Source organism: Yersinia nurmii (assembly GCF_001112925.1).
Lineage (GTDB): Bacteria > Pseudomonadota > Gammaproteobacteria > Enterobacterales > Enterobacteriaceae > Yersinia > Yersinia nurmii.
In genome coordinates, this window is sequence record NZ_CPYD01000016.1 from 1 (window position 1) to 23220 (window position 23220).

Genomic DNA, 23220 nt, shown 5'->3' on the forward strand with positions numbered 1-23220 from the left:
GAAATAACGGATCGCTGGCTGAATGAATACAACAGTGAGCGGCCTCATGAATCCCTGAATAACCAGACGCCGGAAGAATATCGGCTGATGGCTGAGAAACCGGAAATCTCAAAAAGTGTATGGAACTAAAGCTGGGATACTTACACTGTGACCTCACAGTTGCAGCTGCAATTAAATTATTTGTAGAGCGTAGTTATCCGTACTCCATATTTTCACGGAGGTATCCAATACTGCGTCTCATACAGGAAGTTATTGATCCAGCAGTAGCTGCTTATGTAAATTCCCTGCCACCAAGTCATAAAGACTACATTTCTGGAGTAAATCTAGGATTTAGTGATGTACTTAAAAAAGTGGGCTTAAACGTCGTAGTACAGGCACAAAGACTTCTTTTGCGTAATTTCGTTCTGACTTTAGATCAACAAACTTCTCTTGATAAATGCTTTACCGCTACGATTGAGTCTCTTATTGAATTAGTCAGTGAGTGCGCATCCAAGCGGCCGAAGAAGTCCTCTCCTGCAAAAGGAGTAACTATAAATTCACAGCGTAAGCTCGGTTATTGCGAGTTCTGCGGTAATCTAACCGAATTTTCCAAGTTGATCAGCGAGATATCAGAATTTGTTGCTAACGATAATGAGTTCCCCGTTCATGAAAATGAAAAACAGGTCCTTAGTCATCGATATTGTTCTGACCATAGGCCCAAACTCACCAATGATCTATGGAATCCCAAATACAGACAAGGAAAGCGGTCTCTCGAACAGTTCAATAAAGAATTAATAAGGCTTAGACGGCAATGCGCTAAACCGCATAAAGCTAACGCAAACACAGGGGATATATTGATTGATACCTATTTTCATGAGTGGATGCAGGGTCAAACTTTAACCCCAGCAGATCTAGATAAACTTAGGAATATCGCCAGACGAATGGTTGACTCCAAATTCACTGATACTAAGAAAAAAATAATCATATTAAAACACCAAGGTTTTAACCAGTTTGAAACCGCACAGGTTTTAGAAAAAAATCACTACACAACTATGACGAAGCAGGCTGTGTCCAAGGCCTTAGCGTCTGTGAGGAAAGAATTTTATATTTAAAATAATATATCCACGAGCTATTATGGTGGCAGTTTAAGTCTTAATATCATCCACTTTATTGAATTATAACCAGCCACTTACGAGTGGTTTTTCGCGATTACCCTGCTTCAAATTGATGATTTTGAAAATACAGTATTATAGTTTATTGTTTGTAGCGCAGCTGTAAGCGTTATGCAAAACGGATCACAGTGATACTACCTCACCAGTAAATCACTGAAGCCGATCTGTAATGACATAGAACGAATTGGTTTTATGGTTATGCAATGGCTCATCCCCTTACTTGTCCCTGACCATAAAAAGCATTCGCTTTCCTGAAAGCAAGTCTAAGCCAAAGGGCGTTTACAGTTGTCTTATCTTGGCTCATTAGGTACTGGCTTAATTATTAGAATCATGTCGGTGACATTTAAGTCCAAATATGCCCAAACTTTTAGCAGCTAAAATTCGTCTTCTCATGTAGGGTCAAGAAGCTTATGACTTAACCTATTGATTATGTGAATTACCTTGTGAGTATTACTCGTAGGATGGAATCTTCCAAAACTCTGACAATTCACTCTGAATGCATGGTAACAAAGAACAGTTTAAACCATGGTCTGTTCAGCGTTAAATTTCTCAAGATAGACTTCCATTTCGCGAGTCCACCTAGGGGTAGGTACCGAGGTGATCATTAGCCAAGGAAACCACCATACAAGCATGAAGAGTAACATAAGCGGTGCGATCATTTCGGCCGAAGAATGAGAAACTATATACATAATGAATAATATTAGTAGAACTGTGTTTACAATCTGACCTACCAGAAAAAGACGCCAGCGAAAACAATGCCATTTCCTGTTGAACACAATCCGTCCATCCCGTTCTTCGAGCCAGTTACGCCACGGCTTGAGATAACCAGCCCGCAACCCATAACGATCACACATTATTACAGCCAAATCCTGCAGCCGATAATTATACAAGCCTGTGAGCCGATAAAGGCTGCGCTGACGAAGCTCACGCTTTGCCAGACGGACCGCATTTTTATTCAAATATGGCTGTGTCAGCATTTGCTCTAGCCGGCGCTTCCTAAGATTGAGTAGTCCACGAAATACACTTCCAGATTCAGCATTAATTACTCTGTGACGAACTACACCGAGTGCAATATAGATACACAGCAATAGCCAGCCGGTCTTAGGGTATTGATTCATCCATTGTATAATTACAGACAACTCAGGCACTTTTATTTTTCCTTTTTATGCAATCCAGATAAAACCAGTAAAGATTCAGTAAATTTTAGCGGCTAAAATTGCTCTCCTAGCGTAGATAAAAGAAGCATATCCACTTAACTTACTGATTATTAACTACTTACTAGTCCATTCATCAATCATATTCGCCCAATCTTGTAGCATCTCAGCCCTCTGCTCACGATATTCAGCCTTGTTATAAACAGCTCGTACCCCTTTTTGTTCATGGGCAAGGCTCTTCTCAATCCAGTCAGTATTGTACCCGGCCTCATGTAGCAAGGTGCTGGCTGTACGCCGTAAGTCATGCGGACCAAACTTAGGCAACAACACCCCTTCTTTCTGAGCCAGGCGATACGTCAGTGTCAAAACCCGATTTAAAGTAGCGCTACTCATTGGCGCATCGGAATCGTACCGCGAAGGAAGGATAAAATCAGAGCTACCGGCAAAAGTTTTGAGAGCAATCATAATATCCATTGCCTGTCTGGAAAGAAAAACCAAATGTGGATTACGTCGTTTCATCCTCTCCTTTGGTATCGTCCATACAGCTTCACTAAAATTGATCTCGTTCCAGGTTGCGTTAGTAAGTTCACTTTTACGTACCATCGTTAACAGCAAAAGTTTAACCGCTGCTCTGATTGATGGCGTCGTTCCTACCCGTTCCATGTACCGATACATCAGACCAATTTCAATTGGCGTCAATGCCCTGTCTCGAGGCTCAAATTTCGCTATGCTTGCAGGCCGTACCAGATCAGCTGGATTCTCCACCTTCTGACCGCGCTCTATAGCCCAGCGATAGACTTGCAATACAATCTCTCTGGTGTGTACAGCTGTCGCCGGTGCCCCTCTCTCGACGATGTTATCGGTTAATGCGCGTAAGTCTTCATGTGTAATCTCACTCAGTTTCTGCTGGGCAAATTTTGACTTCAACTCTCTTTGATATACCGAACGCCGCATATCACGCGTCGATTCAGCCATTTGATAACCGCGTAACCATTTCTCAGCCCACGCACCAAAAGTCTCCGCATCTTTGATACGCGCTTTATCTCTGGCTTTTTCCCTCGCAGGCGATCTTCCACTGGCAACCATTTTTTTTGCTTCATTGAGCCGTTCACGCGCTTCTGCAAGCGTGATCCCTCCAACACCATAGCGGCCAAAAGTAACGGTCTCCTGTCTTCCGTTTATTGAATAGTTATAACGAAATGAAATAGTTCCAGCCGGAGTGACCGCAACATACAGACCATCACGGTCATTAACTTTATAGAGTTTCTCCTTCGGCTTAAGGTGACGTAGCCTGGTGTCAGTCAACATGGTTTATTGTTTTCCTTTATCAACAAATACCATGTTGTAAAAAATTCAGAAAATTTGTTTAACTCTCTGTTTTTAATTGAGTTATAAAAAACAAATACCATAACTCAACCGAAATTTATCACATGGTACTTTTTCAAACCTGAATTCGAAACCAGAGAGTACCATCAAAAATTCCATTGAAAAAACCGTGCTTCCCGTTGCTAACAGCTGCCAGAAAGTGCCAGACACAAAAACAAAAAAGCCCGCTATTACGCGGGCTTAGAGGTACTTTACTGCTTTTACGTGCAGGCTGTTGCCAGACGCTAAATCATTCCCACTCAATGGTTGCCGGTGGTTTGCCGCTGATGTCATACACCACGCGAGAAATGCCGTTTACTTCATTGATAATGCGGTTAGATACACGGCCAAGGAATTCATATGGCAGATGCGCCCAATGCGCGGTCATGAAATCGATAGTTTCAACCGCACGCAGAGAAACCACCCAATCATATTTACGACCATCACCCATGACACCGACGGAACGAACCGGCAAGAATACGGTGAACGCTTGGCTGACTTTATTGTAAAGATCGGCTTTATGCAGCTCTTCAATAAAGATCGCATCAGCGCGACGCAGCAGGTCACAATACTCTTTCTTCACTTCGCCCAGTACGCGCACGCCTAAACCTGGACCAGGGAACGGATGACGATACAGCATGTCATACGGCAGACCCAATTCCAGACCAATTTTACGCACTTCATCTTTGAACAGCTCTTTCAGCGGCTCAACCAGACCCAGCTTCATTTCTTTTGGCAAACCGCCCACGTTATGGTGAGACTTGATCACGTGCGCTTTACCGGTGGCAGAGGCCGCAGACTCAATCACATCCGGATAAATGGTGCCTTGTGCCAGCCATTTGACCTGCTCTTGCTTACAAGCTTCTTCATCAAAGACTTCCACAAATACGCGGCCAATGGTTTTACGTTTGGCTTCAGGCTCATCAATACCGGCCAGTGCGCTCAGGAAACGATCTTCCGCCGCAACGTGGACAATATTCAGACCGAATTTATCACCGAACATTTCCAGCACTTGATCGGCTTCGTTCAAACGCAATAAGCCGTTATCCACGAAGACACAGGTCAGACGCTTACCAATGGCACGGTGCAGCAACATAGCGGTAACGGAAGAATCTACCCCGCCAGATAGGCCCAAAATCACGTGATCTTCGCCAATTTGCTCGCGCAGACGGGCTACAGCATCTTCGATGATGGTCGCTGGCGTCCACAGCGCTTCACATTGGCAAATATCCAATACGAAGCGCTCTAACAGGCGTTGGCCTTGTTTGGTGTGGGTTACTTCTGGGTGGAACTGTACGCCGTAGAAGCGTTTTTCTTCGTTGGCCATAATGGCAAACGGGCAGGTATCGGTGCTGGCAACGGTGACAAAATCAGACGGAATGGCAGTCACTTTATCGCCGTGGCTCATCCACACATCCAAAATCGGCTCACCGGCCGCGTTCAGAGCATCTTGAATACCACGAACCAGCGCTGAATCAGTTTTGATCTCTACTTGCGCATAGCCGAACTCACGCTCGGTAGAACCTTCAACGTGGCCCCCCAGCTGCATCGCCATGGTTTGCATGCCGTAGCACACGCCCAATACCGGTACGCCTGCGTTGAACACGTACTCTGGAGCACGCGGGCTGCCGTTCTCAGTGGTGCTTTCCGGGCCGCCGGACAAAATGATGCCACTCGGATTAAATTCACGAATCTGGGCTTCAGTTACGTCCCACGCCCATAGTTCACAGTAAACGCCAATCTCACGAACGCGACGCGCCACCAGCTGAGTGTATTGCGAACCGAAATCGAGAATAAGGATGCGATGCTTATGGATATTTTTTGTCATGTGAGGCGTATTCCAGAAACAGGTCAATAAATAAAATAAAAATGAAAGACTTTAGCAACGTTAATAAACGTCCTACTTCCAATCGGCGAGGCCAGAATGTGAGTTAACGCCCGCAGCTCGCATACGCCATTGACACCAAGTCATTGAGCAATGCGAGCTGCGGACGATAATAAAACTCACCGACCACTGCCCTTGGAATTAGCCCATGCGGTAGTTCGGTGATTCTTTTGTGATAGTCACATCATGCACATGACTTTCCTGAATGCCTGCACCACTGATGCGTACGAATTCTGCTTTGGTACGTAGATCGTCAATGGTCGGGCAACCGGTCAGGCCCATACAAGAACGCAAACCGCCCATTTGTTGATGAACGATTTCTTTCAGCAGACCTTTGTACGCTACGCGGCCTTCGATACCTTCCGGTACCAGCTTGTCTGCAGCGTTATCAGTCTGGAAATAACGGTCGGAAGACCCTTTGGACATCGCGCCCAAAGACCCCATACCGCGATAGGATTTGAATGAACGCCCTTGATACAGTTCGATTTCACCCGGAGACTCTTCAGTACCTGCCAGCATGGAACCCACCATCACGCAGGACGCGCCCGCTGCAATAGCTTTCGCAATATCACCGGAGAAGCGAATACCGCCATCAGCGATAACCGGAATACCGGTGCCTTCCAGCGCGGCTACCGCATCAGATACCGCAGTGATTTGCGGAACGCCCACGCCGGTAACGATACGGGTAGTACAGATAGAGCCGGGGCCAATACCCACTTTTACCGCGCTAACACCGGCTTCTGCCAATGCTCTTGCGCCTGCGCCAGTAGCGACGTTACCGCCAACAATTTGCAGATCAGGATATTTAGCACGAGTTTCGCGAATGCGTTGCAGAACGCCTTCGGAATGGCCATGAGATGAGTCGATCAGCAAAACGTCAACGCCAGCGGCAACCAGTGCGTCGATACGCTCTTCGTTACCTGCACCAGCGCCAACGGCAGCGCCAACGCGTAAACGACCGTGTTCGTCCTTACAGGCGTTAGGCTTACGTTCTGCTTTTTGGAAATCTTTTACGGTAATCATGCCGCGCAGATGGAAGTTATCATCAACTACCAATGCTTTCTCAACGCGTTTTTCGTGCATTTTCTGCAACACAACTTCGCGAGATTCACCTTCTTTTACGGTAACCAGACGCTCTTTCGGCGTCATAACCGCAGTTACAGGCTGTTCCAGATCGGTGACAAAGCGTACGTCACGGCCAGTAATGATACCTACCAGTTCGTAATCTTCGGTCACAACCGGGTAGCCAGCAAAGCCGTTACGGGCTGTCAGTTCTTTAACCTGACGTAAAGTGGTGGTTGGCGTAACGGTCTGTGGTTCGGTAACCACACCGCTTTCATGTTTTTTCACGCGGCTGACTTCTTCAGCCTGACGCTCGATAGACATGTTTTTATGAATGAAGCCCAGACCGCCTTCTTGCGCCAGAGCAATGGCCAGGCGAGATTCGGTTACGGTATCCATGGCTGCGGACAGCATAGGGATATTCAGGTGGATAGTTGCGGTCAGTTGAGTACCAAGATCCGCAGTGTTAGGCAGAACTGTGGAATGGGCTGGAACCAGGAGAACGTCGTCAAAGGTTAGTGCTTCTTTCGTGATACGTAGCATGGGCAATATCTCACCAGAGTGATTTGAGAAAAGATAAAATATTGCCGTGGCATTATACAGAGCGTAATCGGTTGCCTCCAGCACTTTCTGATAAATTTTCTTGCTTACCGTTCTGAGGCAGGTAATATCGATCAATTAAGTACTTGTTTTAAAATTTGATCCAGGTCACATGCCACTAACTTCCGCCACCTCGATATTTACCGTCAGCCGCCTAAATCAGACGGTTCGACAGCTGTTGGAAATGGAAATGGGCCAGATTTGGCTCACCGCCGAGATATCCAACTTTTCCCAGCCCGCCTCTGGTCACTGGTATTTTACCCTGAAAGACGATCGGGCACAGGTACGCTGCGCGATGTTTCGCAATAGCAACCGCCGCACCACTTTTAACCCGCAAAATGGTCAGATGGTGCTGGTCAGAGCCTCAATCACTCTGTATGAACCCCGAGGTGACTATCAGTTAATCGCTGAGAGTATGCAGCCTGCCGGCGATGGATTGCTGCAACAGCAGTTTGAGCAATTGAAAGCACAATTGGCTGCGGAAGGGTTATTTGAAGCGGCACACAAACAGCCGCTCCCCACCCCGGCCAAACGAGTCGGCGTGATTACTTCCTCCAGCGGAGCGGCTCTGCACGATGTGCTACAGGTGCTTCAGCGCCGCGATCCTTCGCTGCCGGTGGTGATTTATCCGACGTTGGTTCAGGGTGCCGAAGCGCCCATGCAAATTGTTCGCGCTATTGAAATGGCCAATCGACGCGCCGAGTGTGATGTCTTGATTGTTGGACGTGGTGGCGGTTCGCTGGAAGATTTATGGAGCTTTAATGATGAACGGGTGGCGAGAGCAATATTTGCCAGCCGGATTCCGATTGTCAGCGCCGTTGGGCATGAAACCGATGTGACGATCGCCGATTTCGTTGCCGATCTGCGAGCCCCTACGCCTTCTGCAGCCGCTGAAATTGTTAGCCGCAATCAGCTAGAGTTAGTGCGCCAAATTCAGGCACAGCAACAACGCATGGAAATGGCGATGGATTATTATCTGGCACAGCGTAATCAACAATTTACCCGCCTGCATCACCGTTTACAGCAGCAGCATCCTCATTTGCGTCTAGCGCGCCAGCAAACGCTGTTATTTAAATTGCAACGTCGGTTGGAAGAATGTGCTCAAAACCAGATTCGCCTGCAAGTTCGCCGGGTTGAGCGTTTGCAGCAGCGGCTGAGTAACGTCCAGCCGCAGGGACGAATCTATCGTTACAGTCAACAAGTGCAGCAGCAGGAATATCGCCTGAAACAAGCGCTAGAGCGTCAGCTAAACGCTTATCGTCAGCGTTTTGGGATTGCCTGTTCACAGTTAGAAACCGTTAGCCCGTTGGCTACGCTCGCACGCGGCTATAGCGTGACCCAGACCCACAACGGCAGCCTGCTAAAAACTACGAAGCAAGTACAGGTGGGCGAAACGCTGAAAACCCGTTTGCAGGATGGTTGGGTAGAAAGTCAAATTACGCAGCTAACGCCGGTGAAAAAAGTACGTAAACCCCGAACAGCAGCGAAATAGCTTAGTTTTTATCGTTGCTAGGTATGATGCTATCCAGTATGTCAGTGCGACAATCAGCACCTTGCGGCGGCGTAAAAGACGAAAAGCCTACCGAAAAGATTTGGTGTGGTAGCAAGGTGACAACGGAGTGACCCCTCAGAAACCTAGTCCACTAAGTGACTGGGGGAGTGGAGGCAGTCAAAAGATTCAGGGTTTACGATACACAGGCCTACCGCAACGAGGGGGTCCGGCGGCTTACGCCACTATGACCCCACCGCGACGCTCTCCCTAAAAATTAACCGTATCAGTAACTTCTAGCCATTAGCTGCCCATCAATTTGGGGTTATCGCAAGGCGACACCTGAGTAAATACCCAAAAGATTAGCCCAATAAATGATTGGAGTGAGCGGAGGCAACTGCGGCGTTAATGATGCAGAGTATACTCGTATTTCACGCGTTTTTTCGAAATCAAACCATGCCCATGCTGACAAAAATAATCGACTGCGCCACAGGCCTTAAGCACCTGTAATGGTTTTCCGCAATCTGGGCAAATCGCCTGCGGCTGATAGTCGCTACTGCATGTAGCGCAGTGAAAGTGACCGCTTACCTCATCCATCGCTGTATGACACACCGGACATAGAGCTTCCATTATTTTCTCCTTAAATCACGCCGAATGTGCGCAGGAAATAAATACCCAAAGCCGTGGTAAAGAACGATCCCACGGTAGTAATGGCGATAATATTAGCCGCTAAAGTCGCATTTCCGCCCATTGCCCGTGTCATCACATAACTGCCCGCCGCCGTTGGCGTCGCTGAAAACAGGAAGACAATTCCCAGTGTAGCACCGCGAAAACCCAGCAACCACCCACCTAACGTCATGATTAAAGGCACAAAAACCAGTTTGGCGGAGGATGCCAAAGCCGCCACATTAGAAGAACGAAACATCGCCTTCCAGTCCAGGCTGGCTCCGGTGCAAAGCAAGGCTAGCGGCAATGCCAGAGCGGATATAAAACTACCGGTTTGCTGAATAACCTGCGGCATCGGTAGGTGGGTTTGAGCATAGAGTAAGCCACAAACCAGACCGATAATCAGCGGGTTGGTCACCATACTTTTCAATAAAGCGCGCTGGCTGATTTTACCGTCGGTGCCAGCGTTCAGACTGCGAGTTAATGTGATCACCGACAGAACGTTGAATAATATCACCGTGACCGTCAGATACATCGCCCCTAGCGCCACGCCTTCATCACCGTAAGCTGTCATCGCGTAGGCCAGCCCTACTATGGCGGTATTGGCACGAAAGCCGCCTTGCACGAATACGCCGCGCTCACGAGGCTCTTTAACCAGCCAGTGAGCGGCCACTTCCAGCAATAAAAAGGTAATCAACGTGCCGACCGCACCGTAAATCACTAGTGGTAGATGATCGGCCAGACTAACGTGATTAGTGGCAACGCTAAAGAATAGCAGGCAAGGCAACGCGAGATTGAAAACCAGGCGGGTGGCACCGTCGCAGAAACTGTCGTCCATCAGACGCCAGCGCCGCAACATGACGCCAAGTAACATCATCAATAAATTCGGTACTGTGACGCTAAACGCAAAACTCCAAGTTTCCCATGACATAACGTCTTCCCAAACTCATTTCGCAAACAATGCTTTTAGCCATTAGCCAGAAACACGAAGGGCGCGGAATATCCGCGCCCTGCTAGCTGACTTTATTTCTTTTTCAGATGTGACAACAAGCGTTTACGCTTCCGCATCTGGTTTGGTGTCAAGGTGTTACGCTTACCAGCAAACGGGTTTTCACCCTCTTTAAACTGAATACGGATCGGCGTTCCCATCACCTTCAATGAACGACGGAAATAGTTCATCAGATAGCGTTTATAGGAATCGGATAAATCAGTCACCTGATTACCGTGAATAACCACGATTGGTGGATTATAACCACCGGCGTGGGCGTATTTCAGTTTCACACGGCGACCACGTACTAGCGGCGGCTGATGATCTTCTTCAGCCATTTGCATGATACGTGTCAGCATTGAGGTGCCAACACGTTTGGTGGAGCAATCGTAGGCTTCCTGAATAGATTCGAACAGATTACCTACGCCGCTGCCGTGCAGAGCAGAGATAAAGTGAATACGTGCGAAATCAACGAAGCCCAAACGCAGATCCAGCATGTCTTTCACTTGAGCGCGAGCTTCTTCGCTCATGCCATCCCATTTATTGACAGCAATAACAAGTGAGCGCCCACTATTGAGGATGAAGCCCAACAGAGACAAATCCTGATCGGAGATACCTTCGCGAGCATCAATCACCAGTAATACAACGTTCGAGTCTTCGATCGCCTGCAGGGTCTTGATTACCGAGAATTTCTCAACGGTTTCAGTGATTTTCCCACGTTTACGCACACCTGCGGTGTCGATCAGGATATATTCACGATCGTCGCGGGTCATTGGGATATAAATGCTATCGCGAGTGGTGCCCGGCATGTCGTACACCACCACACGCTCTTCACCAAGAATGCGGTTGGTCAGTGTAGACTTACCTACGTTAGGACGCCCAACGATGGCCAGCTTGATCGGTAGATCCAGCGGGTTAAAATCGTCTTCTTCTGGTTCTTCCCCTTCCGCCGTATCTTGATCCTGCGCTTCTAGTTCTGCCCAATAGGCGGCGTTGGCTTCTTCTTCAGTCAATTCAACTTCAGCTTCTACCGGCGCCATATACGGAGCCATGACTTCTTCAATCAGCTGAGCTACGCCACGACCGTGCGAAGCGGCGATAGGGTGAACTTCGCCCATCCCCAAAGAATAGAAATCGGCCGCTGCCGCTTCAGGCTCCATGCCGTCGGTTTTGTTAGCAACCAGGAAAGTAGCTTTTTGGCGACTACGCAGATGCTGGGCAATGCCCTGATCCGCAGGCATCAGGCCAGCACGAGCATCAACCATGAATAACACGATGTCTGCTTCTTCAATCGCTAATAGCGACTGTCCAGCCATGCGTGTTTCAACGCCATCTTCGGTGCCATCAATACCGCCGGTATCGATAACGATAAACTCATGACCCTCAACTTCGGCACGACCATATTTACGGTCACGCGTCAGCCCGGGGAAATCCGCCACTAACGCATCCCGAGTGTGAGTCAAACGGTTAAATAAAGTGGATTTACCCACATTCGGGCGCCCAACCAGGGCGATGACAGGTATCATTATTGAAGCCTCATTACTTATTTTTCAATTCGTTACAACGCTATCGAACAACATGGACAGCGGAGTTTTTAGAATACGAAACGGCCCCTGAACTATTCAGGAGCCGTTTAGGGACTCATATTAAGAGCCAATGTGTTCGGCAATCACACCCTTGAAAGTTTAGCTTTCGTCCAGTGTATTACCCGATAATTAGCGAGTAAACGCGTAGACAGTACCGCCTTTGGCCTGAATCATCAGCTTATCGCTGACAACCACCGGCGCGCTAAGGAAACCGGAGCTATCCACTTTCTGCTGCGCGACAAAACGGCCGTCTTCGGTATTCACCCAGTGCAGATAACCTTCGGCATCACCAACCACCAGATAGCCATTATACATAACTGGGGCAGTCAAGTTACGATGCAATAGATCGCTTTGGCTCCAAAGGGTAATACCACCGTCGGATTTCAGTGCCACAATGCGGTCATTTTGGTCAACCAGGAAGATCCGACCAGAATCAACGATGAAATCGTTGACCGAACCCAACTCGCGTTTCCACAGAATCTGTCCAGAACGCAGATCCAATGCGGTCAAGTTACCATTGTAAGCCAGCGCATAAACCACGCCGTCTACCACGATTGGCGTCATATCAACATCGTTCAGACGGTCAATTTCGGTAGTACCGGTAACCTGAGAAATACGTTGCTGCCAAATCAGCTGGCCTTGTTCCATCATGACCGCACTAACGCGACCATTATCACCGCCAACGATAGCCGCGCCAAAAGCAACGGTCGGTGCAGATTCACCGCGCAGGGACAGAGAAGGCACATCCAGATTCAGCGTCCATTTAATCGCACCATCGCTCTCATTCAACGCCTGCAACATACCGTTGGTGGTGTGAATAAGAACCATGCCGTCGCTAACAACCGGACGCGACATCGCTTCGCCAGCTACGCTGGTCTGCCACGCTACTTTGCCATCATCGGCATTCAGCGCGTACACCACCGCTTTCTCACTACCCACAAACACGTGAGAACCAGAAACAGTCAGACCACCGGAAAGCATGGCTGATTTGTTGCTGGAGTAGAAATTGGTATTTTCAGACAGATCGGTTTGCCAAATTTGTTTACCGGTATCGATATCCATCGCCTTCACCAGACCTTTACGATCAGCGGCGAAAACAGAGGAACCCTGCCAAGTCGGGCGCAGATGGGAGTAGTAATCACCCACACCGCTGCCAACAGAAGTACTCCACACCTTGGTCGGAGTGAACTGATTTTCAACTTTTGGCAGTGGCGACATAGTCACCACATCTTCTTCACTGTTAAACAGTGAGCAGCCGCTCAATAGGGCGACGGAAACCAGTCCTACTAAGAGTGTTTTACGCAGTTGCATGGGAATTCCCCTTAGCTGGACAAATTGTTCAATTTCATGCGCAGCAGTGCCTGCAACGCCTGAGAAGCATTAGATTCGACGCCTTTGGTGTAAGCCGCGCGTGCACCAGCAACGTCGCCCTTACTTAATAATGCATCGCCACGCACGTCTTGCGCCATTGCAGTCCAACCATCGCCTTTCACCGCATCGAGGGTTTTCAATGCATCTTCTGGCTTTTTCAATTGCAGCTGGACACGCGCCAAACGCAGGTTGATCAACGACAGCAGGTTTTCATCTTTGGTATTGCCCTGAGCCAGACTCAACTGCTGAGCAGCCTTCTCAAATTGCCCTTGTGCCACAAAGTGATGCGCCAGTTCCAACCCGGCTAACACGCCATAGTTGTTACTGTTGCTTTGTACAAATTTTTCCGCAGCGATAACGCCTTCAGCGTTGTTGGCTGCCAATGCCGCACTGGCTTTCTGGAAGGAAGAAGATGCTTCCGTCAGCGCGGTATTCTGATGGCTCTGCCAATAACGCCAGCCCACCAAAGCACCAATTCCGAGCACCACACCCACGGCCAGCGCTTTTCCGTTTTCACTAAAGAAACGGCGCACTGCGTCAACCTGGTCATTTTCAGTGGTATAGACTTCCACGGTGTCTCTCTCCTTAACCTAACATCGAAGCCAGACGCGCAGCTACATCAGCTTGCGCCAGCGTTTCTTGTTCACCCTTGCGCAGATCTTTCACTACCACCTGCTGTGCAGACACTTCGTCTTCACCCAACACCAAGGCCACGCGCGCGCCCCATTTATCGGCTCGGGCGAATTGTTTTTTAAAGTTGCCGCCGCCATAGTTGGTCATCAGCTTCAATGACGGCAGAGCGTCACGCAGGGTTTCAGCCAGCTGCATTGCTGCGCTCTGTGTTCCCTGACCGGAAGAAACCAGATACACATCGACCGTTGGCGGTGCGCTAAATTCAGGATTAACCGCCTGAACCAGCAGAACCAAACGCTCCAGCCCCATAGCAAAACCGACTGCTGGCGTAGCACGACCACCCAGTTGCTCTACCAGACCGTCGTAACGACCACCGGCACAGACTGTTCCCTGAGAGCCAAGGCTATTGGTTACCCATTCGAAAACGGTGCGATTGTAATAATCCAAGCCGCGAACCAAACGCTCATTAACGCTATATGGGATACCGGCATGATCCAAAAGTTCACACAACCCGGCAAAATGCTGTTTGGATTCTTCATCCAGATATTCAGAAAGACGCGGTGCATCGTTCAGCAACTGCTGGACTTCTGGATTTTTAGAGTCTAAAACACGCAGCGGATTGCTATACATCCGGCGTTTGCAGTCTTCATCTAACACGTCCTGATGCTGTTCCAGGAAGGCGACCAAAGCTTCACGGTAATCGGCACGTGCGGCCAGTGAACCAATAGAGTTCAGTTCAAGACGAACGTGTTCGGCGATGCCCAATGCTTTCCACCAACGAGCGGTTAGCAAAATCAATTCGGCATCGATATCTGGCCCTTGCAGACCAAAGACTTCGGCACCCAACTGATGGAATTGGCGATAGCGGCCTTTTTGTGGGCGCTCGTAGCGGAACATCGGGCCGATGTACCACAGACGTTGTTCCTGATTGTACAGCAGACCATGTTCGATCCCGGCGCGTACACAACCCGCCGTGCCTTCTGGGCGCAGCGTCAGACTTTCGCCATTGCGATCGTCAAAGGTGTACATCTCTTTTTCCACGACGTCGGTCACTTCACCGATAGCGCGTTTAAATAACGGGGTCTGCTCTACAATCGGTAAGCGAATTTCACTGTAACCATAGCCGCCCAGCACTTGTTTCAATGTGCCTTCAATACGCTGCCATAAAGCTGTATCAGCCGGCAGGTAGTCGTTCATACCACGAATGGCTTGAATGTTCTTTGCCACGTCTTTTCTCTATAGTTTTGATGCAAAAAATAAAGCCGATTATAGGGGCTAGCCGTCCCGTGATTCAATGGGGACGCTCCTCACCACTATGGGCACAATATAAAGCGGGCCAGGCCCGCTTACTCAACGCTGGTCGCCAACCGCCAGATCAGACCGGGGCCTGATCTTCCAGCTGGTTGATATCAATCCGGTTTTTCTCATCAATCATCGCTGCTTTGGCGCGAATTTTGGCTTCCAACTGGTCGATCATCAACTTGTTGTCAAAGCGTTCCCGCTGGCGCACGCCGTCTTCATAGAAGCCGCTTTTATTATGCGCGCCGGTCACACCGATTGTTGAAACCAAGGCCTCTCCCGGCCCGTTCACCACACAACCAATGATAGAGACATCCATTGGCGTAATCAGATCTTCCAGCCGTTCTTCCAGCGCATTTACCGTACCGATAACGTCAAACTCCTGACGCGAACAAGTTGGGCAAGCGATGAAATTGATACCGCGGGAACGAATGCGCAGAGATTTCAGAATATCAAAGCCAACTTTGACTTCCTCCACCGGATCGGCGGCCAGAGAAATACGCAGCGTGTCACCGATGCCTTCAGATAGTAGCAAACCGAGGCCAATAGCCGATTTAACCGAACCGCTACGCGCGCCGCCGGCTTCAGTAATCCCCAAATGCAGCGGATTATTGATTTGTTTTGCCAATAAACGGTATGAATTTACCGCTAGGAAAACATCGGAGGCTTTCACGCTGACTTTGAACTGGTCGAAGTTGAGGCGATCGAGGATATCAACGTGACGCATTGCGGATTCAAGCAGGGCTTCTGGCGTGGGTTCACCATACTTTTCCTGAATGTCCTTTTCCAACGAGCCGCCGTTGATACCGATACGGATAGGGATGTTATTGTCGCGCGCGCAGGCAACCACTTCGCGGATACGTGATTCGTTACCAATATTGCCGGGGTTGATACGCAAGCAATCCACGCCATATTCCGCTACTTTCAGCGCAATACGGTAGTCAAAATGGATATCAGCGACCAGTGGAACATTGGCGCGCTGCTTAATCAACTTGAAAGCTTCAGCCGCATCCATAGTCGGTACTGAAACACGGACGATATCAACGCCAACACGCTCTAATGCCTGAATTTGTTTAACCGTCGCGTCAACGTCTGTGGTGCGAGTGTTGGTCATCGATTGCACGGCAATCGGCGCACCATCACCAATCGGCACCTTTCCGACATAAATACGCGTGGATTTACGTCGAATGATTGGGGATTCATTATGCATTACACGCTCTCCTTTGCAGTCATGTGGTCACCTATAACCACAAGATTACTCAGCGCCGACGGTCAAACGGGCAACGCGGCTTGATTTAACAAACTTGCTTAAATCAACAGGGTTACCTTGATACAAAATAGTGACCGCCCCTGGCGCACCTATCGTCAGTTTGTAGGGTGCTTTGCCAGATAAATTCAGGGTCGCGCCCTTCTTCTGAATACCACTGAACAATGATTTACCCGTTGCATCAACAACCTGCAGCCAGCAATCGTCAGAGAAATTCATCACCAACCCGGTCGATTGGGCAGCGGCAGCGTTAACCGCAGCCTCCGCCGTCGGCAAAGGAATGGCAGGGTTTGACACTTCAGGCAAAGTCGCCTGACTTGGCGAAACTACCGCTGACGTGGCCGGCGTTTCACCTGTAGCTACCGGGGCATTCCCTGCCGCGGCTGGAGCCGTTACCGGAGCAGTTTCCGGTGCCGAAGGCGCAGCTGATGCATTAGCGTCAGTCAACGGAACTTCGGTTTTTTCCGCGTTATCGTTTTGACCAGCCAGAGGAACAGTTTGCCCCTCATTTTGCGATAACTGAGCAGAAGACTGATCGGCCATATTGGCGATCTCTGCCTGTTGGGCCTGATGATTTTGCCACCACCAGGTACCGGTCAGACCAATCACAACAAAAACAATGAGCCAGGTGAACATCATCAACCAGCCATCACGTTTCTTGCGTTTTTTACCCAATGAGAAACTCTGCATCGGGGCGACTTTCGCCGCTCTAATCGGTGCCTGTTTTGCCAGCATAGGCAATAGCTCATCTTCAGGCAGACGAACCAGTTTGGCGTATGAGCGAATGTAACCACGCAAAAACGTCGAAGCAAGATTCGCCTGAGCGTTATCTTCCTCAATATCCCGAATAGTAGATACTTTCAGGCACAGACGTTCTGCAACATTCTGTTGGGTTAGCCCTAATGCTTCACGGGCTTGACGCAGGCGCACACCTGTCGTCTCTGGAACAGTTTGATCTTGGGAGGCTTCAGTATTCATTAGCTAGAAAGTGCTGGTACTGTTTGGATTGTGGAAAACTTCGCGCAAGCTGCTTGCCATAGCGTTGAACGCTATCCTGGCGACCTGCCAGCGCGGCGAAACGAATTTGTAACCATAAACTTTCGGCACTGGCCGGAAGAACATGTTGATAAACATCCAGTAGTAGTTGCGCCTGAGCGCGTTTCCCTTCTCCAAATTGCCTTTCGGCCTCTGCAAGCAGCGACCCACCTTTATCAGGATCATACTTCAACGCTCGGCGGAGCAACACTTTGGCTTGGTCATTTTGATTAGCCCGCAAAAAACAATAACCTGCATTTTCCAGACTATCTGCAACTTGACCGTAATCAGGTAACAAAGCCGCAGCGCTAAACTGCTGTTGAGCCGATACATACTGCCCTAAACCACACAGAAACGCACCGTAATTATTCAGTACGGTGCCATTTCCTGGAGCGAGCTGCATCGTCTGCTGATAACGCTGTTCTGCGGCGCTGTTTTCACCAATGCGCTGTTCGTATAAAGCCATGCCCAATTGGGCTTGATAATCCTGTGGAGCGGCATTCACAGCTTTTTCCAGATTCTGACGTGCAGCGGGTAAATCTCCCTGCGCCAGATAGGCTAAACCAAGCTGTAAACGCGTTTGACCTGCCGCCGGTGGGTCAACCTTATTCGGCGATGAACCCGAACATCCGGCCAAAACCACGGCCGTCAAACAAGCTCCCCACAGTATATTCAGCTTCATGCTCTTCCAATTGTCCAGTTGCGTAAAGGCAAGAACCTGAATAATTGACGACGCCTCAGGCCCTCATATTTGCTGTATTACCTACGCGTGACACCTGACATCTTGCAGATTAAAACTTAAATAACAGTCAGTTAAACGGAGCTAAACGCCCCGTAAGGTTCAGACTGTCTTAACGGCTATAGGTTCCCCGGCCATTTTCTTTTTCAGCGTGCGCTTGGTTCGGTCAATCACCTCGCCCGCCAACTGGCCGCAGGCTGCATCGATGTCATCGCCGCGGGTTTTACGAACAATAGTCGTAAATCCGTATTCCATCAATACCTTGGAGAAACGATCTACCCGGCTATTGGAGCTACGGCCATATGGCGCGCCTGGGAAGGGGTTCCATGGAATCAAGTTAATCTTACACGGTGTATCCTTCAAACACTCTGCCAGCTGATGAGCCTGTTCGGTGCTGTCATTAATGTGATCCAGCATAACGTACTCAACCGTTACCCGCCCGCCGTTGGCGTTCGATTTCGCTAAATAGCGACGAACCGCAGCGAGGAAAGTTTCGATATTATATTTACGGTTGATTGGTACGATTTCATCACGAATATCATCGGTTGGCGCATGCAGAGAAATGGCCAGCGCCACATCAATCATGTCGCCCAATTTATCCAGCGCCGGAACAACACCTGAAGTAGACAGGGTGACTCGACGTTTGGACAAACCAAAACCGAAGTCATCCATCATGATGTCCATCGCCGGAACCACGTTATTCAGGTTCAGCAACGGCTCACCCATCCCCATCATAACGACGTTGGTGATCGGGCGAGTACCGGTTGCTTTCAGCGAACCGATAATTTTGGCCGCACGCCATACCTGACCGATAATTTCGGAAACCCGCAGGTTACGGTTGAAGCCCTGCTGAGCGGTTGAGCAGAATTTACATTCAAGAGCACAACCAACCTGAGAAGATACGCACAAAGTGGCGCGATCGGCTTCAGGGATATACACGGTTTCAACCTGCTGGTCGCCAACTTTGATCGCCCACTTAATGGTGCCATCCGCTGAGCGTTGTTCTTCTGCCACTTCCGGCGCCCGAATTTCGGCCACGCGCTGTAATTTTGCTCTCAGCACTTTATTAATGTCGGTCATTTGCTCGAAATCATCGTAGCAATAGTGATACATCCACTTCATGACCTGATCTGCTCGGAATGGTTTTTCACCCATTTCAGCGAAAAACTCGCGCATTTGCTGGCGATTCAAATCGAGCAGGTTGATTTTAGCGGTGGCCGGCGCGGCTACCTGCACTGCGCTGTCGGCAGCAGGAGAAGCATCGGGTTGAATTGTTGCAGATAACTGTTGTTCAGACATGAGTTGTCGTGGCCTCGTTGTTACACTTTGCGGCGCTGTGCTTTAAACCGGGTGGCACTTAAAGAAACGGCGATGGATAAATAATAAAAATGCCCCGGGAGAGCTGGCTCATCCGGGGCGCGGCATTGTACGAATTTTAAGGCATGGATTCTACGGTTGAAAGGGCATGGCTGCATTTTTATTGTGTCAGCCGATGAAAATTGCCCTGACTCCTCTTAAATCAACCTATTAGCTGCGTGGAAAAATTTCGTTTTCGCCGAAGAAATAAGCGATTTCACGTTGTGCTGACTCAACGGCATCAGAACCGTGAACCGCATTAGCAGTAAAGCTATCGGCAAAATCAGCGCGCAAGGTGCCTGCCAGCGCGTTATCTGGGTTGGTTGCACCCATGATGTCACGGTTGCGCTGAACCGCATTTTCGCCTTCCAGAACCTGAACCATGATTGGGCCAGAGGTCATGAACTCAACCAGACCGTCGAAGAAAGGACGGCCTTTATGTTCTGCGTAGAAGCCTTCAGCCTGTTCTTTGGTCAAGTGCAGCATTTTTGCAGCAATAATCTTGAAGCCGGCATTTTCAAAACGCGCATAGATAGCACCGATGTCGTTGTTAGCTACTGCGTTTGGCTTGATGATGGAAAAAGTACGTTCTACAGTCATGACAACCTCTATTTTATTTGATTTCTAATATTGACCGGACTTGGAAACCACCCTGAATTAGCGTTGCCGCTTGGCTTACAGGCAGATTCTTTAAAGTAATTTTTGCGCCGACCCTGTTAAGTGGTCGCAGATTATATGTGTGCCGAAAGCGCTTGCCTATGGGAATTACAACAATTTATTAAAAAATTGTTATCTTAATTCCTCATTTTTGTGCACAAATCACATTTCACATAAAAATCAAGTCAGCGGATAAAAAGCTACGGGTATTAACCGGTTACCGTTCTGCTCAGATCTATCATTCCTATCTTGCCAAAAATTGTCAAAGTTCCTCAATAAACCTAAAGCCAACTTTTTTCTTCACTATGGCCGAAGGCTGGCTGATCACGCTGGAAACCAATGCGCGTTTCCCTTTTTTGCTCAAATAATCGGCCAATGCCCTGATTGCAGCGGTACCAGCCCCTCTTATCGACCCCTCAGCCTGCGGATGCAACACGTAGGTTGGGTTTGTCAGAGAGCCGGCTATCCCGGCGTCAAATTCATTGATGTCTACCGCCATGGTAATACTGACGATCTGTCCAGATAAGCGCACAATCACATAGATATAGTCATCACGGCTGGTTCTTAACCAGCTTTGTGTCACATCGCTCACTAGGCGCGAGGCCTCATGCAACTGCTCGATGTTATTGACCTGCTCAAGAGACTCGCCAATTTCCGTCGGCAGATCAACGCTGGCAGGCAGTTTTACCTGATGATATATCTGCCTCCATTCATCAATAATCGGCATAAGTCGGCTTCTGGCAGCCTCGGTCGCTTCAGTCGGGCCACTGATCACTTCAATATCGAAATGCTGTTCGGGATGTTCTACCCAGCGTTCTCCACGCCGAATTCTGGGGATAGTTTCTATAAAATGAAAATCTTGCAGCGACAGTTCATATCGTCCAAGAGGGAGTGATTGCACTGCCTGAGGAGTTTGTACTCTATCTTCATCTTCGCTATTATCATGAAACAGATAGGCCGCATAGCTAAGCTGGGAAAACTCAAAAGCCGTTTTCAAATTAAAGATTTCTTGGTTTACAGAAGATTGAGCCGTTTCCCTGAATAACGTCTGGACTCTGTTAATCAGACGAGTTTCAGTTTGAATATCAGATACGGCGTGTCCGGTATCACCATTTCGTATAATTCGTTCAATAATTTGTCCAAAATTCTCCGAATTCCAGCTATCCGTGCTGCCGCCAAACAGTAAAGTAAAGTCGGTTAATATATTCAAGGTCCATTCTATGCAGCCAGGAGCCAAATCACGGCGAGAGCGTAGATGAGGAAGTAACTGATCTTTCATGGAAACTTTGCAAGCCAGCGCCGTCGCAGGAACCGTTAAGGCCTTACCATTCATATCGGAATGAATCTGAGTGAGAAGACCTTTGGGTTCAGACTGCAAATTGACGATTTGACGCTCCATCTGAAAGGTTTCATTCGATTCCAGTTTAGGTAAAGGTTTTGCCGAGCCTGATATTTGCAATATCTTATCGTTCGGTTTTTTAAAGAACTCATCGGCATTGCTGACAAATCTGTCAGCCTGATTACAGCGCCCCTGAATCACATAGTTATAAATACTGAGCATCGGCGACGACCAGCAAGATAATATTCCCACCACGCTGCGGGTTTGTCGGTTGCTTCCCTGTTCTCCGGTTAATACCAGTTTGTCAATGACGACGGGTGTTTCAAGGTTGAAATTACTGACCTTAAAATCAACGGTTTCTTTTCCATAATCAAAGAGTGAACTAAACAACGGAGAAACATAAATGCTTTTCGTTCCTTTCGACTCAATAAACTGTATTTCAAAATAGTCACCATTGAATCGGGAGAGAAATGATAATCTATCGCTATCATCATTAAACCGAAAATTAAAACTGCTGTGTTTATCATTATGCATAAAATACAGTTCTCGATTCTTTACCCGAAGAATACCACCGTCAACGAATGATATAGAATAGTCATCATCATTATTTAATATAAAACTAATCAATGCCTCTTTAGAATTCAAACGATAGTCCAACCAATAGTGACCAAAAGTGTTTCCTAAAGGAATACGCATAACGTCTTTGATTACACAGCGCTGATCGCAAGTAAAGTTATTGTTTTGAAAAACCTTTATACTGGTTATTCTATTATTAATATTTAATCTCTCTAAATCCTGATATGTGAAGTCTTCTGTCAAAAAATAGTATTCCCCTTGAAAGTTATCGTCTTCATAAACAACCGCTTGCATATTTTGTGGAACACTAATAGAACTGATCTGATCGTTAAGGGGATTAAGAATATGGTAGTTCTGCCGACCATGATAGCTATTGACATAAAGATCGATACTTTCATTTGCAGCCAGACATACTACATTTCCAGAAAACTCATCACTTTCATAAAAACATGCCGTACTGTTTACTTCAAATGAGCTAATCTCATCGTTAAAACCTCTTTTAGTTTTGTCTTTAACGAAGTCAGTATCTTTTTTAATAACTAACTTATCGCCTGAAAAATTAATATCTTTATAAACATTAACTGCTAATCCATGAGGAATAACTACCGATGAGATACGGTCATTCCATCTTTCAGGAATACTTTCTACTGAGTTATTTTTCCTAGCACAGAGAGACTCGCCTCGATAACTATCATTCATAAAGAAACAGACTTTTGGCTCATTGGATAATACGTCGAAGCAGGAAAGTATTGTAGTGAATATCATAATTGATAATATTTTTATTTTCATCATCCACACTCCAATATTGCTATTGATCATTGATAAAGAAAAATAAGATTCACTTCTAAAAAAAACCATCAACAGCCGAGGTTAAAAAGAATAAAAAATCAATTTGGATTATATAAAACCAAAGTCTTATTGGTTACATTATTTTTTAATATAAAAACAACAAATACATCGTATTTTCAAATGCATTGCATTCTTTTCATTAAGATGATTTAG

19 protein-coding genes are annotated in these 23220 nt (G+C 47.8%); 3 read left to right on the forward strand and 16 right to left on the reverse strand.

Annotation, left to right across the window (positions count from 1 at the left end):
* On the forward strand, positions 1 to 129 hold a 129-nt coding region (locus tag AD970_RS16785; protein WP_049601675.1), incomplete at its 5' end, for an integrase core domain-containing protein.
* Complete coding sequence (locus AD970_RS16790) at positions 120 to 1091, forward strand: hypothetical protein (protein ID WP_049601678.1); 972 nt, start codon at positions 120 to 122, stop codon at positions 1089 to 1091. The genes AD970_RS16785 and AD970_RS16790, both read left to right, overlap by 10 nt.
* Before the next feature lie 578 nt (positions 1092 to 1669).
* Here AD970_RS16790 and AD970_RS16795 read toward each other — a convergent pair.
* The 4 genes from AD970_RS16795 to guaB all read right to left on the reverse strand — a co-directional run bounded on the left by AD970_RS16795 (position 1670) and on the right by guaB (position 7160).
* A complete protein-coding gene (locus tag AD970_RS16795; protein ID WP_023308176.1) occupies positions 1670 to 2299 on the reverse strand; it encodes a hypothetical protein in 630 nt (209 codons plus the stop codon).
* A gap of 123 nt (positions 2300 to 2422) precedes the next feature.
* Positions 2423 to 3613, reverse strand: a complete 1191-nt coding sequence (locus tag AD970_RS16800) for a tyrosine-type recombinase/integrase (protein WP_049601682.1) — start codon at positions 3611 to 3613, stop codon at positions 2423 to 2425.
* Positions 3614 to 3920: 307 nt separating this feature from the next.
* Positions 3921 to 5498, reverse strand: a complete 1578-nt coding sequence (guaA, locus tag AD970_RS16805) for a glutamine-hydrolyzing GMP synthase (protein WP_049601685.1) — start codon at positions 5496 to 5498, stop codon at positions 3921 to 3923.
* Positions 5499 to 5696: 198 nt separating this feature from the next.
* Positions 5697 to 7160 carry an IMP dehydrogenase gene (guaB, locus tag AD970_RS16810; protein ID WP_049601888.1) on the reverse strand — a complete coding sequence of 488 codons (1464 nt, stop codon included), beginning with the start codon at positions 7158 to 7160 and terminating at the stop codon, positions 5697 to 5699.
* 169 nt (positions 7161 to 7329) lie between these two features.
* Between guaB and xseA the strand changes: the two genes are divergently transcribed.
* The gene (xseA, locus tag AD970_RS16815) at positions 7330 to 8709 is read left to right on the forward strand and encodes an exodeoxyribonuclease VII large subunit (RefSeq protein ID WP_049601687.1); all 1380 of its coding nucleotides are present in this window, start codon (positions 7330 to 7332) and stop codon (positions 8707 to 8709) included.
* Positions 8710 to 9111: 402 nt separating this feature from the next.
* Here the strand turns inward: xseA and AD970_RS16820 are convergent, their stop codons facing one another.
* The 12 genes from AD970_RS16820 to AD970_RS16875 form a co-directional block, all read right to left on the reverse strand.
* Positions 9112 to 9336 (reverse strand): zinc ribbon domain-containing protein, encoded by a 225-nt coding sequence (locus AD970_RS16820; RefSeq protein ID WP_049601690.1) that lies wholly within the window; start codon positions 9334 to 9336, stop codon positions 9112 to 9114.
* A gap of 10 nt (positions 9337 to 9346) precedes the next feature.
* The gene (locus AD970_RS16825; RefSeq protein WP_049601693.1) at positions 9347 to 10303 is read right to left on the reverse strand and encodes an AEC family transporter; all 957 of its coding nucleotides are present in this window, start codon (positions 10301 to 10303) and stop codon (positions 9347 to 9349) included.
* Between the two features lie 92 nt (positions 10304 to 10395).
* Positions 10396 to 11886 (reverse strand): ribosome biogenesis GTPase Der, encoded by a 1491-nt coding sequence (gene der, locus AD970_RS16830; protein WP_049601696.1) that lies wholly within the window; start codon positions 11884 to 11886, stop codon positions 10396 to 10398.
* A gap of 189 nt (positions 11887 to 12075) precedes the next feature.
* Positions 12076 to 13257, reverse strand: coding sequence for an outer membrane protein assembly factor BamB (bamB, locus tag AD970_RS16835; RefSeq protein ID WP_049601698.1), 1182 nt, complete (start codon positions 13255 to 13257; stop codon positions 12076 to 12078).
* Between the two features lie 11 nt (positions 13258 to 13268).
* Positions 13269 to 13889, reverse strand: coding sequence for a YfgM family protein (locus AD970_RS16840; protein ID WP_049601701.1), 621 nt, complete (start codon positions 13887 to 13889; stop codon positions 13269 to 13271).
* Between the two features lie 13 nt (positions 13890 to 13902).
* Complete coding sequence (hisS, locus tag AD970_RS16845; protein WP_049601703.1) at positions 13903 to 15177, reverse strand: histidine--tRNA ligase; 1275 nt, start codon at positions 15175 to 15177, stop codon at positions 13903 to 13905.
* A 148-nt stretch (positions 15178 to 15325) separates the two neighbouring features.
* Positions 15326 to 16459: a flavodoxin-dependent (E)-4-hydroxy-3-methylbut-2-enyl-diphosphate synthase gene (gene ispG, locus AD970_RS16850; protein ID WP_049601706.1), complete on the reverse strand. Its 1134-nt coding sequence runs from the start codon at positions 16457 to 16459 to the stop codon at positions 15326 to 15328.
* A 45-nt stretch (positions 16460 to 16504) separates the two neighbouring features.
* Positions 16505 to 17494, reverse strand: coding sequence for a cytoskeleton protein RodZ (gene rodZ, locus AD970_RS16855; RefSeq protein WP_049601709.1), 990 nt, complete (start codon positions 17492 to 17494; stop codon positions 16505 to 16507).
* Positions 17484 to 18233 carry a type IV pilus biogenesis/stability protein PilW gene (gene pilW / locus AD970_RS16860; protein WP_049601712.1) on the reverse strand — a complete coding sequence of 250 codons (750 nt, stop codon included), beginning with the start codon at positions 18231 to 18233 and terminating at the stop codon, positions 17484 to 17486. Before pilW ends, rodZ begins: the two co-directional genes overlap by 11 nt.
* Before the next feature lie 159 nt (positions 18234 to 18392).
* Positions 18393 to 19589, reverse strand: a complete 1197-nt coding sequence (locus AD970_RS16865) for a bifunctional tRNA (adenosine(37)-C2)-methyltransferase TrmG/ribosomal RNA large subunit methyltransferase RlmN (protein WP_049601715.1) — start codon at positions 19587 to 19589, stop codon at positions 18393 to 18395.
* Between the two features lie 228 nt (positions 19590 to 19817).
* Positions 19818 to 20246, reverse strand: a complete 429-nt coding sequence (ndk, locus tag AD970_RS16870; protein ID WP_049601718.1) for a nucleoside-diphosphate kinase — start codon at positions 20244 to 20246, stop codon at positions 19818 to 19820.
* 319 nt (positions 20247 to 20565) lie between these two features.
* Positions 20566 to 23007, reverse strand: coding sequence for a peptidase inhibitor family I36 protein (locus AD970_RS16875; protein WP_049601890.1), 2442 nt, complete (start codon positions 23005 to 23007; stop codon positions 20566 to 20568).
* Positions 23008 to 23220: the final 213 nt, after the last annotated feature.